The organism is Mesorhizobium sp. WSM4976 (assembly GCF_029625685.1).
Lineage (GTDB): Bacteria > Pseudomonadota > Alphaproteobacteria > Rhizobiales > Rhizobiaceae > Mesorhizobium.
In genome coordinates this window covers 205,353-219,637 of the sequence record NZ_JARTVT010000008.1, presented here as the reverse complement: position 1 = coordinate 219,637, position 14,285 = coordinate 205,353, and the positions used below count along the sequence as shown (strand labels likewise).

The window sequence follows — 14,285 nt, the reverse complement described above, 5'->3', positions numbered from 1 at the left end:
GCCGGGCCTTTCTTCTTTGAATGTGTGACTTGCACTCAGATGTCGAGATTGGCCACCGACAGCGCGTTGTCCTGGATGAACTCGCGCCGCGGCTCGACCTCGTCGCCCATTAGCCGCGAGAACAGTGAATCGGCGTCGGTCGCGTCGTTGACCTTGACCTGCAGCAGCGAGCGCACATTGGGGTCTAGCGTGGTTTCCCAGAGCTGCTCGGCATTCATCTCGCCAAGGCCCTTGTAGCGTTGCATGGTGAGGCCCTTGCGGCCGGAAGCGAACACCGCGTTGAGCAGCGCCAGCGGTCCCGAAACAAGCTCCGAGGTCTCCTTGCGGCGCAGCGTTGGCTGCTCGCCATAGACTTCCGAAAGCCGCGGCGCGTAGCGATCGAGCTGGCGCGCATCGGCCGAAGCGATCAGGCCAGCATCGAGCTGCACCACATCCTTCACGCCGCGCACGGTGCGCTCGAAGACATAGCCGCCCGAACCGTCATTGGAGGTCGAAAGCCGGCCGGTCCAGCCGCGCTCGGTCTCCTCCGCGATCATGTCCAGCCGTTGCGCGACGCGCTCGGCCATGGCGTTGGCGCGGCCAAGATCGGCAAGCACATCGGCGTTGAGCGCGCCGGCGATCGCCGCCTGCTCGACGACGCTGCGGTTGTATCGCGTGTGCAGCCCGTTGATCAGCTGGCGCACCGCCAGAGCGTCGTCGACGGAGCTGCGCAGGTCCTGTCCGGTGCGGACCTCGCCGGAGGCCAGCACCAGCGACGCCTCGTCCAGCCCGGACCCGATCAGATATTCCTCATAGGCGCTTTCGTCCTTGAGATATTGCGAGCTCTTGCCCCGGGTCACTTTGTAAAGCGGCGGCTGGGCGATGTAGAGATGGCCGCGCTCGATCAGCTCCGGCATCTGCCGGAAGAAGAAGGTGAGCAGCAGCGTGCGGATGTGGGCGCCGTCGACGTCCGCGTCGGTCATCAGGATGATCTTGTGGTAGCGCAGCTTGTCGGCGTTGAACTCGTCCTTGCCGATCGAGGTGCCGAGCGCGGTGATCAGCGTGCCGATCATGTCGGAGGAGAGCATGCGGTCGAAGCGCGCGCGTTCGACATTGAGGATTTTGCCGCGCAGCGGCAGGATCGCCTGGTTCTGGCGCGAGCGGCCGCCCTTGGCCGAGCCGCCGGCCGAGTCACCCTCGACGATGAAGATTTCCGACTTCGCCGGATCGCGCTCCTGGCAGTCGGCAAGCTTCCCGGGCAGCGAGGTGACGCCGAGCGTGCTCTTGCGCGTGATGTCGCGCGCCTTGCGCGCGGCTTCGCGCGCCGCGGCCGCCTGGATGACCTTCTCGACCACCACCCTGCCTTCGCTCGGATGCTCTTCCAGCCAGGTGCCCAGCGCCTCGTTGACCAGGCTTTCCACCACCGGGCGCACCTCGGAGGAGACCAGCTTGTCCTTGGTCTGCGAGGAGAATTTCGGGTCCGGCACCTTGACCGAGAGAACAGCGGTCAGGCCTTCGCGGCAGTCGTCGCCGGTTAGCGACACCTTTTCCTTCTTGGTCTGACCGGAAGACTCGCCATAGCCGGTGATCTGTCTGGTCAACGCCGCGCGGAAGCCGGCCAGATGCGTGCCGCCATCACGTTGCGGAATGTTGTTGGTGAAGGCCAGCACATTCTCGTGGTAGCTGTCGTTCCACCACATCGCCACTTCGACGGTGATGCCGTCGCGCTCGGCGCGGATGGCGATCGGCGCCTCGATCAGCGGCTTCTTCACGCGGTCGAGATATTTGACGAATTCTTCCAGCCCGCCGTCATAGTGCAACTCGTGGCGCACGAGGTCGGCATGGCGTGCATCGGTCAGCACGATGCGCACGCCGGAATTGAGGAAGGCGAGCTCGCGCAGCCGGTGTTCCAGCGTGTTGTAATCGAACTCGACCATGGTGAAGGTCTCGGCCGATGGGAAGAAGGTGATCTCGCTGCCGCTGCGGCCTTCATAGGTGCCGGGCTGCTTGTCCTGCACGTAGCTGCCGGTCACCTTCAACGGCGCGTCGGCATTGCCATGCGTGAAGCTCATCTCGAAGATCTCGCCGTTGCGGCGGATCTTGAGCTTTAGCCAGGCGGAAAGTGCGTTGACCACCGAGACGCCGACGCCGTGCAGGCCGCCTGAGACCTTGTAGGAGTTCTGGTCGAATTTGCCGCCGGCATGCAGCTGCGTCATGATCACTTCGGCCGCCGAAACACCTTCCGAGGGGTGGATATCGGTAGGAATCCCGCGGCCATTGTCGATGACGGTGACCGAACCGTCGGGGTTGAGCGTCACCGAGACGAGGTCGGCATGGCCGGCCAGCGCCTCGTCGATGGCGTTGTCCACCACCTCATAGACCATGTGATGCAGGCCCGAGCCGTCGTCGGTGTCGCCGATATACATGCCCGGCCGCTTGCGCACCGCGTCCAACCCCTTCAAAACCTTGATGGAATCGGCGCCGTACTCGGCTTCCGCGCCATTGGCGCTTTCGGTCTGATCGCTCATGAAAACCTGTCTGATTGATGTCGCTGGTCCGGCGCGGAAAAATGGCCGCGAATCGCGCCGTTTTGATGTCCTAGATATAGGCGCAAACGGTTGCTTTTCCAAGGTTTGCGGCCATTTTGCCGACTTGGCGAGCGGTCTTTCCACGCCTGCATGAGATGCTGGCCTTATCAGGCGAGCGTCCGACCGCGAAAGCAGCGCCGAAACGCGGCTCGCGAGTGCCGCACCGGAGAATTTCTTGCCTATGCGGCGGCGCGCAATGCCTTCAACGCTTCGCTCCAGCGCAACAGTTCATCGAGCATGGTCTTAGCTCCTCCCTGCACCTGCTCGCTCGGGTGGAAAGCCCGGTGCTCATCGAGCAACGTCGCATAGGCGGGTAGCGCCACGCCTTCCGGGATCGGCATGACGCCGACGGAGGTGAGCAACGGCTTCAGCGATTGCGCCGCGCGCAATCCGCCGGACACGCCGCCATAGCTGAAGATCGCCGCAGGCTTGTAGCGCCATTCATGGAGCAGGTAGTCGATGGCGTTCACAATCGCGGGCGCCACGAAGTAGTTGTACTCCGGCGCCACGAACACAAAGGCGTCGGCGGCGTCGATCGCCTTCGACCACGCCTTGGTGTGGTCGTTTTCGTACTTGCGCAGACGCGGATGGTGCGGCTCGTCGAGCATCGGCAGGTTGAACGCGGCGATGTCGGTCAGCGCCGGCTCGAACTTGCCGTGCTCGCGCGCGAATCCTTCCAGCCATTCGCCGAAGATCGGGCCGGCGCGTCCAGGCCGTGTGCTGCCGATGATGATGTTCAACCGATGCTTCACGGGAGGGGCTCCTGCTTTGGCGGTATCCATTGGTGACTAACGCAGGCTGCCGCCGACAACAAGCAGTTATTGGCCGATGCGGTCACGTTCCGGCGATGTCGCTGATGGTGTGCTGCCGTCCGGTCACATGGACGCCGGCCTTGCCGGGCACTACATTGGCGATGACAGCGGAGCATCTCCATGGACACCAAGCCCGCCCCCTTCGTGCCGCCGGCGCCGAAGCCACGCACAGAGCCGCCTTCGACGCTGGAGATGATGCGCATCGTCTACCGCAACCCGCTCGAATTGTGGGGCGAGCACACCTACAACGAACCCTGGATTTCGGCGAATGGTGTCGGCGGACATCTGATCGTCGCCAACGATCCCGGCCTCATCCGCCACGTGCTGATCGACAACGCCAGGAACTACAAGATGGCGACCGTACGCCAGCTGATCCTGCGGCCGATCCTGCGCGACGGACTGCTGACTGCCGAGGGCGAGGTCTGGAAGCGCTCGCGCAAGGCAATTGCGCCGGTTTTCACGCCGCGCCACATCTTCGGCTTCGCCGGGCCGATGCTGAAGCGCACGCTGGAATTCGTCACCCGCTATGAAGCAGGCGGCACGACCGATGTCGCGCATGACATGACGCTGCTCACCTATGATATTCTGGCAGAGACCCTGTTTTCCGGCGAGATCGCTGGCGAGCCGGGCAGCTTCGCCAAGGAGATCGATCGCCTGTTCGAGACCATGGGCCGCGTCGACCCGCTCGACCTTTTGCGCGCGCCGGAATGGCTGCCGCGCCTTACCCGCATCCGCGGCCGCAAGACCATGGCCTATTTCCGCGACATCGTCGCCGACACGGTGAGGATGCGCGAAGAGCGGATGAAGCGGGATCCGGGCGGGGTGCCGCAGGACTTTCTCACGCTGTTGCTGCGCGCCGAAGGGCCGGATGGGCTGACCCGCGCCGAAGTCGAGGACAACATCATCACCTTCATCGGCGCCGGCCACGAGACTACGGCGCGGGCGCTGGGCTGGACCATCTATTGCCTGGCCGAAGCACCTTGGGAGCGCGACAAGGTCGAGCAGGAGATCGACGCCGTGCTGGCGCGCGAGCCCGATCCGACCAAGTGGCTGGACGCCATGCCCTTCACCCGCGCGGCCTTCGAGGAGGCGCTCAGGCTCTATCCGCCGGCGCCCTCCATCAACCGTGAGCCGATCGAGCCGGAGACCTGGAGCGGCCTCTATATTCCGAGATACGCCGCCGTGCTGGTGATGCCTTGGGTCGTGCACCGCCACAGAAAACTCTGGGACAGGCCGAACGCCTTCATGCCGGAGCGTTTCCACCCGGAAAACCGCGACAAGATCGATCGCTTCCAGTACCTGCCCTTCGGCGCCGGCCCGCGTGTCTGCATCGGCGCCAGCTTCGCCATGCAGGAAGCGATCGTCGCGCTGGCGATCCTGTTGTCGCGATTCCGCTTTGATGTGACGGCCGAGACGCGGCCGTGGCCGGTGCAGAAGCTGACCACGCAACCGCAGGGCGGCCTGCCGATGCAGGTCTCCCGGCGGACGTAGGCCGATTTCTAACGATCGGCGATCGGCCGGCGCTGCTGGAACTGGCCTGCGGCGCGGAAGCGCCAGAGATAGCTGGGCAGGATGGTGGCGATCGCCTGCGGCTGGATCCCTAGCCCCGCCAGTGTCCTGGCGGCCTTGGCGGCTTCGTCCGAGACCACATTGTGCTCGTGCAGCTGCAGCACCTGATCCTTGGTCAGGAGCGGATTGGGCAGCAGCTGGAGGATCGAGGCCTGGATGTTCGCCACCCACCACGGCACCGGCACCAGGAGGCGGCGGCGCTCGATGACCGTCAGCAGCTCTTCCATGCATTCCTTGAAGGTCAGCACCTGCGGGCCGCCGAGCTCATAGACCTGGCCGCCCTTGACATTGCCGTCGACCGAGCGCGCCACCGCTTCGGCGACGTCGCCGACATAGACTGGCTGCAGCTTATTCTGTCCGCCGCCGATCAGTGGCAGCACCGGAGAGTAGCGCGCCATGTTGGCGAAGCGGTTGAAGAAGGAGTCCTCCGGGCCAAAATTGATCGAGGGGCGGAAGATGACGGCGTCCGCAATCGTATTGAACACCGCCTTTTCGCCGAGCGCCTTAGTGCGGGCGTAGCTGGACGGGGAATTCGGATCGGCTCCGAGCGCCGAGATGTGGGTGAGGCCGGCGCTGACCGAGCGTGCGGCCTCGGCGACGGCGCGCGCGCCGAAATCGTGCACGGCGCCGAATTTCTGGCGGCCGGTCTCATGCAGGATCGCGACGAGGTTGACGACGTGGTCTGCGCCCTGAACGGCGCGGTCGACCGACCAGCGCACGCGCACATTGGCCTGCACGGGCTGGATCTGACCGACATTGCCGAGCGGCTGCACGTGGCCGGCAAGGTCGGGCCGTCGGCAGGCGACCCGGATGCGATAGCCGCGCTTGGCAAGCGCACGCACGACATGGCGACCAACGAAGCCCGAGCCGCCGAAAACGACGACGAGCTTGGGGGTCTGCAGGATTTCGGTCATGACTGGCTCCGCGCGAATGCTTGGCTGAAGCCGTTTCATAATCCGTTTCTCGCCAAAGGCAAAGAGCGACCGGAGGTCGCCACTGCCATGATCTTGCACTTGCCCAGAATGCCGCTCCGCCGCGTTTGAAGAAAACGGAAAACCCGCTGAAGCGGGGTTTTACGGGCAGTGTCCACGTCGAAACAGGGCCCAACGAGGCGGCCTGACTGAGACGGTATCAAGCTGGCGTGAAGCAAGCACGCCCGTCCCGCCGTGAACGCCCGGCGCGGCGCACCGCCAGCCGCGAGCCGGACGAAGCCAACCAGCCGGTTCGCGGCGTGGGATGCCGGATGGGGGTGCTGTCAGGCCGGGAAAAGGTTCATTCGCACCGGAAAAATCAGGCCGAATAACGCTCGGCGAATTCCGAAATGCGCTGCACCACCGCCCTGGACGTGGTGATGCCGCGCGCCTTTGCCTTCTCCGCGGCCTCGGCGCGCGAGCGACCGGGAATATGCACGCCATAGCGCCGCCGCAGCCGGTCGAGCTGGTCCCTCATGCGCTGCTCGAATTCCGGATCGAGCAGCTTGGGCTCGATGGCGAGAACGAAGAGGCCTGTGCCGGGGCTGTCTTTGCCACCGGTGAATGAGGGCGCATCGAGCGACCAGTTGGCGCCGGAAATACCGGCGGCCAGCACCTCGACCATCAAGGCGATGTTGGCGCCGCGCTGGCCGCCGAAGGCAAGCATCGCGCCCTTCATCGCCGCTGCCGGGTCGGTGGTGGGGTTGCCGCTGGCATCAAGCGCCCAGCCTTCGGGGATCTTCTTGCCGTCCTCGGCCGCCTTGCGGATGTTGACGAAGGCGGTAGCGCTCGACGACTGGTCGATGACCAGCGGCGGCCCGTCGGCGGCAGGCGAGGCGAAGGACATAGGGTTGGTGCAATAGACCGGCTTGACCGAGCCTGAGCCTGCAAGCAGGGCCGGCCCGTTGGTGGCGGCGAAGGACACCAGCCCCTGCTCAGCCAGCCGCCCGGTGAAATAGCCGAGCGCGCCGCATGTATAGGCGTTCTTCTGCGAGAAGATCGACACGCCGAACAATCTTGCCGCCTTGATTAGGTCGTCAATCGTCCGGTCGAAGCCGGTATGGGCAAGCCCGCCGCGCGCATCCGAAAGATAGACGGCGAGCGCCGGCCTGGTGATTGCCGGATCGGCATTGCCGTCAATGCGGCCGGCTTCGAGCGCCTCCAGATAATCGATAAAATGCGACAATCCGACCGTCGACAGGCCTTCGGCCTCGGCCGCGATGGTGGAAGCGGTCAGCGACTGCGCCGCCTCCTCATTGGCGCCGGCGCCTAGTGCCGCCATCCTACATAGGCCTGTTGCCTGCTCGAGAGTGAGTTGCATGGTGGCTGTCCTGAGGGAGTAGGGGAATAAGGAAGTAGGGGAGTAGGGGGAAATTATGGAGCGAATAGCGAATGGGCATGGAAATGTGAATGCGCATCGAGCTGAACACTCCCCTACTCCCCTACTCCCCTACTCCCCTACTTCCCTACTCCCCTACTATCCGATCTTCACCGGAATCCGCGCCTCGATCCGGCTGAACACGAAGACGAGAATGCCGGTGATCGTCATATAGATCAGCGCCAGAAGCAGCAAAGGCTCATAAGTCAGGTAGGTGTCCTGGCGCACCTTGGACGAGACAGCGAAGATGTCGATGACGCTGATCGTCGCCACCAGCGGTGTCGACTTCAGCTGCAGCACGGTCTCGCCGGTCAAGGTCGGCAGCGCCCGATAGAAGGCCTGCGGCAGCCAGATGCGGCGGAAGATCTTCCAGCGGCTCATGCCGAAGGCGCGGGCGGCCTCCAGCTGTCCGCGCGGCACGCCGGCAAAGGCGCCGCGCATAACTTCGCCCTCGTAGCCGGCGAAGGAGAAGGTCAGCGCCACCACGGCATAAGGCCAGGCCTGCCTGAGATACGGCCAGAGCCACGATTCGCGGATCCACGGATATTGCGGGAAGATCGAGCCGAGTCCGTAATAGAGCAGCCAGAGCTGCAGGAGCAGCGGCGTTCCGCGGATGATGGTGCAGAAGACCTTGGCCGGTGCCGAGAACCAGATCGGTCCGCCGGCCTGGGCGAGCCCGAGCGGCACCGCAAGCGCAAAGCCCAGCGCGCAGGTGACGGCCAGGATCCAGAGCGCCCGCCATATGCCCATCAGGCCCATTTCCCAATATTGCGGCAGCCAGTCCCAGCGCATGAAGAAGGCCGCGCAGAGGACCAGCGCCAAGGCGACCAGGATGAGCACGATGCGATGCGGCTTGAGCCAGATCGAGGCGCGCGCCGCCATGTCGATCGCGGTGGCTTCGGCCGACATCAGCGCGCCTCCTTGACGGAAGGCATGCCGCGCCGCGACCAGGTCTCGACGCGGCCGATGATCAGGTTGGAGAAGAGTGTCACCGCGAGGTAAAGCACGCCGGCTGCGACGTAGAAGAGCAGATAAGCCTTGGTGACGCCGGCCGCCTGGCGCGTCGCCAGCGTCAGTTCGAAGAAGCCCACCACGGCAAGCAGCGCGGTGTCCTTGGTGGCGATGAGCCACAGATTGGCAAGGCCGGGGATCGCGAAGGGCAGCATTGCCGGCATGGTTATGCGCCGCAGCATAAGGCCGGGTGGCATGCCATAGGCGCGTGCGGCCTCGATCTGGCCTTGCGGGATAGCGAGGATGGCACCGCGGATGACCTCGGTGGAGTAGGCGCCCTGGACGAAACCCAGCACGAAAATGCCGGCCGCCAGCCCGCTGATGTCGACACGGCTATAGCCCATCGCCGCCAGCACCTGGTTGATGAGGTCGGTGCCGGCATAATAGAGCAGCAGGATCAGCACCAGTTCCGGCACCGCGCGGACCACGGTGGTGTAGACCGCGAGCAGATCGCGCGTCACCGGGCCGCCATAGAGCTTGCCGAAGGCGCCGGCGGTACCGATCAGCAGGCCAAGGCAGGTGGCGCCGATGGCGATCTCGAGCGAATGCAGCAGGCCAACCAGCAGCGTGCCGCCCCAGCCGGGCGCCACCGGCGACAGGAGTTCGATGATGCCGGCCGCGGAGGCCGGAAGAAAGGCGTCGATCAGCTTCGCCCCCGGATAGCTGGCGAGCCACTGAAGCCAAGGTCAGCGGCAGGCGTGCGTGGCAAGGATTGGGCATGGCGTGTGCGCCATGCCCTCACTCATTTGCTAGAGGGTTCAGTTCGACTGCGGGGTGCCGCCATAGATGTCGAAGTCGAAATACTTCTTCGAGATCTCGTCATATTTGCCGTTGGCGCGGATCGCCTTGATGCCGGCGTTGAACTTTTCCTTGAGCGCGGTGTCTTCCTTGCGGATGCCGGCGCCGACGCCCGGTCCAAGCACCTCGTCGTCCGGGGCCACCATGCCCTTCAGGTCGCAGCAGGCCTTGCCCTGGTCGGATTTCAGGAATTCGCCGAGCGCAATCGAGTCGGCCTGCACCGCGTCGATACGGCCGGCGGCCAGATCGTTGTTGGCTTCGTCCTGCGTCTGGTATTCCTTGATCTCCTGCGCGCCGGTGAAATGCTTCTTGGCATAGACCGCATGCACAGTCGACACCTGGACGCCGATCACCTTGCCCTTGAGATCGTCAGGCGTGGCGCCGAATTTCTGGTCCTTCGGCCCGATGATTGCGGTCGGGGTGTTGTAGTACTTGTCCGAGAAGTCGATCGTCTTTTTGCGCTCGTCGGTGATCGACATCGAGGAGACGATGGCGTCGATCTTCTTGGTGGTCAGCGCCGGGATGATGCCGTCCCAGGCAACCGGCGTGATCACGCAGTCGAGCTTCTCTTCGGCGCAGACGGCGTTGACGAAATCGATCTCCCAGCCCACCCATTTGCCGCTGGCGTCGGGCGAGGTGAAAGGCGGGTAGGGCTCGGCGGCGACGCCGATCTTGACCTGCTCGGCCTTGGCCACGCCCCCCATCGCCGCGACGCCGAGAAGCAGCGCTGCCGCGAATGTCTTGAGAACAGTCTTCATGTTAGGACTCCCAGTTTGTTGTCGTTCCCGGTTTTCGCCCCGCTTGATGCCGGCTCCTAGCCGACATTGCGGAGGAATTGTTTGAGCCTTTCGGATTTGGGGGCGCCGAACAATTGCTCTGGCGGACCCTCCTCCTCGACCAGCCCGTTGTAGAGGTAGACGACATGCGTCGCGACCTCGCGGGCGAACTTCATTTCATGCGTCACCAGCACCATGGTGCGCCCCTCGCGCGCCAGGTCGCCGATCACTTTCAGCACCTCGCCGACCAGTTCCGGATCGAGAGCCGACGTCGGCTCGTCGAACAGCATGACGCGGGGATTGATCGCCAGCGCCCGGGCGATAGCGGCGCGCTGCTGCTGGCCGCCGGACAGGAAGGCCGGATAGACGTCGCGCTTCTCCGCCAGCCCGACGCGGGCAAGCAATTTCTCGGCCTGGGCGATCGCTTCGTCGCGCTTGACGCCGAGCACATGCACCGGAACCTCGATGACGTTCTCGATCAGCGTCATGTGGCTCCACAGGTTGAAATTCTGGAACACCATGCCGAGCCGGGAGCGGATCCGCTCGATCTGCCGGCGGTCGGCCGGAACGGTATGGCCGTGGCTGTCGGCCTTGAGCTTGATCTCCTCGCCATTGACTCGGATGATGCCGCTGGTCGGGTTTTCCAGGCAGTTGATGCAGCGCAAGAGCGTCGATTTGCCGGAGCCGGAGCCGCCGATGATGGCAACCACCTCGCCGTCCCGCGCCGACAGCGAAACGCCCTTCAGCACATGCAGCTGACCGAATTTCTTGTGCAAGTTCTCGACATGGATGGCTTCGGCGGCGGCGCTTTGCGCCTTGCCGGATTGGACTGGGGCAGCGTCCGCCACGCTCACCGGGCGACCTCTATACGGTCCAAGGCAGGTCGTCGAACGTCCATCCGGCTAATCAACATACGCTGTACTGCCCGCTCCAGACCTCAGCATGGACCCGACAGCGCGAGCCCGTCAATCCCGCTCATTACGGCACTTGCGGCGTTGTTGTGCAAGTGTATAAATAGCCTTTCATGAAATTTTTTCACTTTTTTTCATCTTAGAAGGGCATCGATGAGCGCTTTCGGATCACAGTCCATGGCGGCGCCGCTGCGGCGCGTGCTGATGCGTTCGGCGGTCAACGCCATGCGAGACGCTGACAGGGCTGCCTGGCATTATGGCCCGGGTTTTGACCCGGCGAAGGCGGCCTCGCAGCACGCGGTCCTTGCCGATCTGGTGGCGGCTTCCGGCGCCGAGATCGAGTGGATCGAGGACAAGGCCGACGGTCTCGCGGATTCGGTGTTCACGCATGACCCATCGCTGATGACGGATCGCGGCGCGCTGATCCTGTCCATGGGCAAGCCATTGCGCGCCAAAGAGCCCTCGCTGCACGAGGAAACATATAGAAGGCTTGGTGTTCCGATACTCGGCCGCGTCGAGCCGCCCGGCCAGGTCGAAGGCGGCGACTGTGTATGGGTGGATGCCCGCACGCTGGCGATCGGGCGCGGTGTTCGCACCAATCAGGAAGGCATCCAGCAGGTTGCCAACCTCCTGACGCCGCTGGGCATTTCCGTCTACGGCTTCGACCTGCCGCTGTGGCAGGGCGAAGAGGCGTGCCTGCATCTGATGTCGGTGATCAGCCCCCTGGCCGACGACCTCGCCCTGGTCTATTCACCGCTTCTGCCGGCCCCGTTCTATCAGATGCTGAAGGCGCGTGGCATCCGCTTGGTCGAAGGCGATCCGCAAGAGTTCGCCGTGTCCAACGGTCTTAGCTTGAACGTGCTGCCGACCAGCCCGTCCAAGGTCATTGCCGTGGCCGGCTTTCCCAAGACCAAAGCCGCGATGGAAGCCGCCGGCTGCACGGTCGAAATCTTCGAGGCGGATGCGCTATGCATCGCTTGCGAAGGCGGGCCGACATGCCTGACGCGGCCGATCCTGCGCCAATGAATGCGCCGTCGCGCCGCAAGTTCCGCCGCGAGGGCGAGGAGCGGCGGCGGCAGGACCTGATCGACGCGACCCTGGACAGCGTTGCGGAGCATGGCCTTGAGGGCGCCACCTTGCGCACCATCGCCTTGCGGGCCGGCGTCACCGCCGGGCTGATCCGCCACTATTTTCCTGGTAAGGAAGACTTGCTGCAGGAGGCCTATGCGGCATTGATGGGCCGCATGACCGAGCAGGCGAAAGCGGCTTTGGTCATGGAAAACGCCTCGCCGCGCCAGCGTCTTGCGGCCTTTGTCACCGCCAACCTCAACGCGCCGATCATCGACCAGCGAGTATTCTCGCTCTGGGCGACCTTCATCGGCCGTGCCGGCGCCGATCCGACGCTCGCCCGCGCCCACCGCGAGGGCTATCTCGGCTTTCGCAATGAGGTGGAAGCGGTCGTGGCTGAAGTGCTCGCCGCCGAGCGGCGCAAGCCGGACGCAAACGAACTGCGCCACCATGCCATCGCGATCAACGCGATCATCGACGGGCTCTGGATCGAAGGCTGCCTGGCCGGCGAGATGTTCTCGCCTGGCGAATTGGCGGCGATCGGCATCAAAGCCATAGAGGCCGAGCTCGGCCTCGCGCCGGAAAAGCAATTCCAAAAAAAGTGAGAAGCGGTTTTCCGTCCGGAATTGCGTAAGAAAGAAGAGACAGAGCGGGTCGCTGGAACAGTGACCCGCTGTAACGGGAGAAGACCAATGACCACCATCGGCGAAGCGCTGATCACCTTGCTCGAGGCGCATGGCGTCGACACCGTCTTCGGCATTCCCGGCGTGCATACGGTCGAGCTCTATCGCGGCCTGGCGCGTTCGAGGATCCGTCATGTCACGCCGCGTCACGAGCAGGGCGCCGGCTTCATGGCCGACGGCTATGCGCGCGCCGGCGGCCGGCCAGGCGTTGCCTTCGTCATCACCGGGCCAGGGCTAACCAACACCATCACCGCCATGGGCCAGGCGCGCGCCGATTCCGTGCCGATGCTGGTCATCTCCGGCGTCAACGCCACCGATACGCTGGGCAAGGGTCTGGGCTTTCTGCATGAACTGCCGGACCAGCGCGGCATGATGGAGAAGGTGGCGCTGTCTTCCGAGCGCATCACCGAGGCTGCGCAACTGCCGGGTGCGCTCGCCCGCGCCTTCGCGCTGTTCTCGTCGGCGCGGCCGGGCCCGGTCCATATCGAGATCCCCACCGACGTCATGGTCAAGCCCGCCGACGGCATCGCGGCAGCATTGAGCAACGCCGCGCCGCCGTCGCCGGACGCGGCAGCGGTCGCCGAGGCGGCGAAGTTGATCAAAGCCGCAAGCCGCCCGCTGATCCTTTCGGGCGGCGGCGCCAGGAAGGCCGACGCGGCGCTGCGGCGCCTGGCCGAGACGCTTGGCGCCCCCGTCGTCGAGACCGCCAATGCGCGCGGCCTGTTGCATGGCCATCGGCTTTGCGTGCCAGCGAGTCCGAGTCTGAAGGCCGTGCGCGCGCTGATGGCCGGCGCCGATCTGGTGATTGCCGCCGGCACCGAGTTCGGCCCGACCGACTATGACGGCTATGGCGATGGCGGCTTCGTGCTGCCCGGGAACCTGATCCGCATCGATATCGGCGCCGACCAGATCGCGCGCCGGCCGGTGACGGTTGGCATCCAGGCGGACTGCGCCGAAGGCATTGAGGCTCTGCTGTCGGCAATCGGGCCCGGTCAGCCTGCGGCCAAAGACGGTGAGGCTCGCGCGGCCGCGGCGCGCCAGGCCGCGCGGGCCGAACTGAAGCCGGAATACCTGGCGCAGGTGCGCGCGGTGGAGATGATCCGCGATGCGCTGCCGGGCGCCATCATCGTCGGCGATTCGACCCAGCCGATCTATGCCGCCAACCTCTATTACGACCACGACCGTCCCGGCGGCTGGTTCAACGCCGCGACTGGCTTCGGCGCGCTGGGCTATGGTCCGCCGGCGGCCATCGGCGCAGCGCTTGCCGTTCCGCAAGTCCCCGTGGTGTGCCTCACCGGCGATGGCGGTTTCCAGTTCACCTTGCCGGAGATCGGCGCCGCGCTCGATGCCGACACGCCGGTGATCTTCGTCGTCTGGAACAATCGCGGCTATCGCGAGATCGAGACTTCGATGCTCGATGTCGGCGTCGAGCCGGTCGGCGTCTCGCCGGCGCCGCCGGATTTCTGCAAGCTCGCGGAGGCCTATGGCATCGCGGCCGAGCGATTGATTGGGGTCGGTGGTCTTGCCGAGGCGCTGAAGCGGGCGCGGGCGACCGGCAAGCCGCGCATCATCGAAATCACCGTCGACTGAAAGGCTGGTGCGGACGGTGCCGGCGCGCTGGCGATTGGCGCCGCCCGCCGTGGCCCGACACATGCAAAGACGCTGCGTCAGCCATGCCGATATTTCAATTGAGTGACAGCGTGAAAGGCGCGACGTTCGAGCCTGGGGCGGCATAACCCAA

At 64.9% G+C, this 14,285-nt stretch carries 12 protein-coding genes; 4 read left to right on the top strand and 8 right to left on the bottom strand.

Annotated elements, in window-relative coordinates; genetic code table 11:
• Nucleotides 1-35: 35 nt before the first annotated feature.
• Together gyrB and P9272_RS12355 are read right to left on the bottom strand one after the other, a co-directional pair.
• The gene (gyrB, locus tag P9272_RS12360; protein WP_128261424.1) at nt 36-2,507 is read right to left on the bottom strand and encodes a DNA topoisomerase (ATP-hydrolyzing) subunit B; all 2,472 of its coding nucleotides are present in this window, start codon (nt 2,505-2,507) and stop codon (nt 36-38) included.
• Nucleotides 2,508-2,746: 239 nt separating this feature from the next.
• Nucleotides 2,747-3,319, bottom strand: a complete 573-nt coding sequence (locus tag P9272_RS12355; protein ID WP_128261425.1) for an NADPH-dependent FMN reductase — start codon at nt 3,317-3,319, stop codon at nt 2,747-2,749.
• Between the two features lie 180 nt (nt 3,320-3,499).
• On the opposite strand from P9272_RS12355, the gene P9272_RS12350 reads away from it, so the two are divergent.
• Nucleotides 3,500-4,870: a cytochrome P450 gene (locus P9272_RS12350; protein ID WP_278160748.1), complete on the top strand. Its 1,371-nt coding sequence runs from the start codon at nt 3,500-3,502 to the stop codon at nt 4,868-4,870.
• A gap of 8 nt (nt 4,871-4,878) precedes the next feature.
• On the opposite strand, the gene P9272_RS12345 is transcribed toward P9272_RS12350, so the two are convergent.
• The 6 genes from P9272_RS12345 to P9272_RS12320 all read right to left on the bottom strand — a co-directional run bounded on the left by P9272_RS12345 (nt 4,879) and on the right by P9272_RS12320 (nt 10,736).
• A complete protein-coding gene (locus P9272_RS12345; RefSeq protein ID WP_278160747.1) occupies nt 4,879-5,862 on the bottom strand; it encodes a complex I NDUFA9 subunit family protein in 984 nt (327 codons plus the stop codon).
• Nucleotides 5,863-6,238: 376 nt separating this feature from the next.
• The gene (locus P9272_RS12340) at nt 6,239-7,240 is read right to left on the bottom strand and encodes an Ldh family oxidoreductase (protein ID WP_278160745.1); all 1,002 of its coding nucleotides are present in this window, start codon (nt 7,238-7,240) and stop codon (nt 6,239-6,241) included.
• A 156-nt stretch (nt 7,241-7,396) separates the two neighbouring features.
• A complete protein-coding gene (locus P9272_RS12335) occupies nt 7,397-8,206 on the bottom strand; it encodes an ABC transporter permease (protein ID WP_128257155.1) in 810 nt (269 codons plus the stop codon).
• Nucleotides 8,206-8,871, bottom strand: a complete 666-nt coding sequence (locus tag P9272_RS12330; protein ID WP_278160774.1) for an ABC transporter permease — start codon at nt 8,869-8,871, stop codon at nt 8,206-8,208. The genes P9272_RS12335 and P9272_RS12330 overlap by 1 nt, the downstream gene beginning before the upstream one ends.
• 195 nt (nt 8,872-9,066) lie before the next feature.
• Entirely contained in the window at nt 9,067-9,864 is a 798-nt protein-coding gene (locus tag P9272_RS12325) for a transporter substrate-binding domain-containing protein (protein WP_128257153.1), read from the bottom strand.
• Nucleotides 9,865-9,920: 56 nt separating this feature from the next.
• Nucleotides 9,921-10,736 (bottom strand): ABC transporter ATP-binding protein, encoded by an 816-nt coding sequence (locus P9272_RS12320; protein WP_112128289.1) that lies wholly within the window; start codon nt 10,734-10,736, stop codon nt 9,921-9,923.
• A gap of 210 nt (nt 10,737-10,946) precedes the next feature.
• Between P9272_RS12320 and P9272_RS12315 the strand changes: the two genes are divergently transcribed.
• The 3 genes from P9272_RS12315 (at nt 10,947) to P9272_RS12305 (ending at nt 14,134) form a co-directional block, all read left to right on the top strand.
• Nucleotides 10,947-11,819, top strand: a complete 873-nt coding sequence (locus P9272_RS12315) for a dimethylarginine dimethylaminohydrolase family protein (protein ID WP_128257151.1) — start codon at nt 10,947-10,949, stop codon at nt 11,817-11,819.
• Entirely contained in the window at nt 11,789-12,466 is a 678-nt protein-coding gene (locus tag P9272_RS12310) for a TetR family transcriptional regulator C-terminal domain-containing protein (RefSeq protein WP_278160744.1), read from the top strand. Before P9272_RS12315 ends, P9272_RS12310 begins: the two co-directional genes overlap by 31 nt.
• Before the next feature lie 87 nt (nt 12,467-12,553).
• Entirely contained in the window at nt 12,554-14,134 is a 1,581-nt protein-coding gene (locus P9272_RS12305) for a 5-guanidino-2-oxopentanoate decarboxylase (RefSeq protein ID WP_278160743.1), read from the top strand.
• The last annotated feature ends 151 nt before the right edge of the window (nt 14,135-14,285 follow it).

Excerpts from the sequence above, each read along its gene's own strand:
- gyrB (WP_128261424.1), bottom strand. The coding sequence starts at position 2,507 with ATGAGCGATCAGACCGAAAGCGCCAATGGCGCGGAAGCCGAGTACGGC.
- P9272_RS12340 (WP_278160745.1), bottom strand. The coding sequence starts at position 7,240 with ATGCAACTCACTCTCGAGCAGGCAACAGGCCTATGTAGGATGGCGGCA.
- P9272_RS12335 (WP_128257155.1), bottom strand. The coding sequence starts at position 8,206 with ATGTCGGCCGAAGCCACCGCGATCGACATGGCGGCGCGCGCCTCGATC.
- P9272_RS12325 (WP_128257153.1), bottom strand. The coding sequence starts at position 9,864 with ATGAAGACTGTTCTCAAGACATTCGCGGCAGCGCTGCTTCTCGGCGTC.
- P9272_RS12305 (WP_278160743.1), top strand. The coding sequence starts at position 12,554 with ATGACCACCATCGGCGAAGCGCTGATCACCTTGCTCGAGGCGCATGGC.
- P9272_RS12350 (WP_278160748.1), top strand. The coding sequence starts at position 3,500 with ATGGACACCAAGCCCGCCCCCTTCGTGCCGCCGGCGCCGAAGCCACGC.
- P9272_RS12315 (WP_128257151.1), top strand. The coding sequence starts at position 10,947 with ATGAGCGCTTTCGGATCACAGTCCATGGCGGCGCCGCTGCGGCGCGTG.
- P9272_RS12345 (WP_278160747.1), bottom strand. The coding sequence starts at position 5,862 with ATGACCGAAATCCTGCAGACCCCCAAGCTCGTCGTCGTTTTCGGCGGC.
- P9272_RS12310 (WP_278160744.1), top strand. The coding sequence starts at position 11,789 with ATGCCTGACGCGGCCGATCCTGCGCCAATGAATGCGCCGTCGCGCCGC.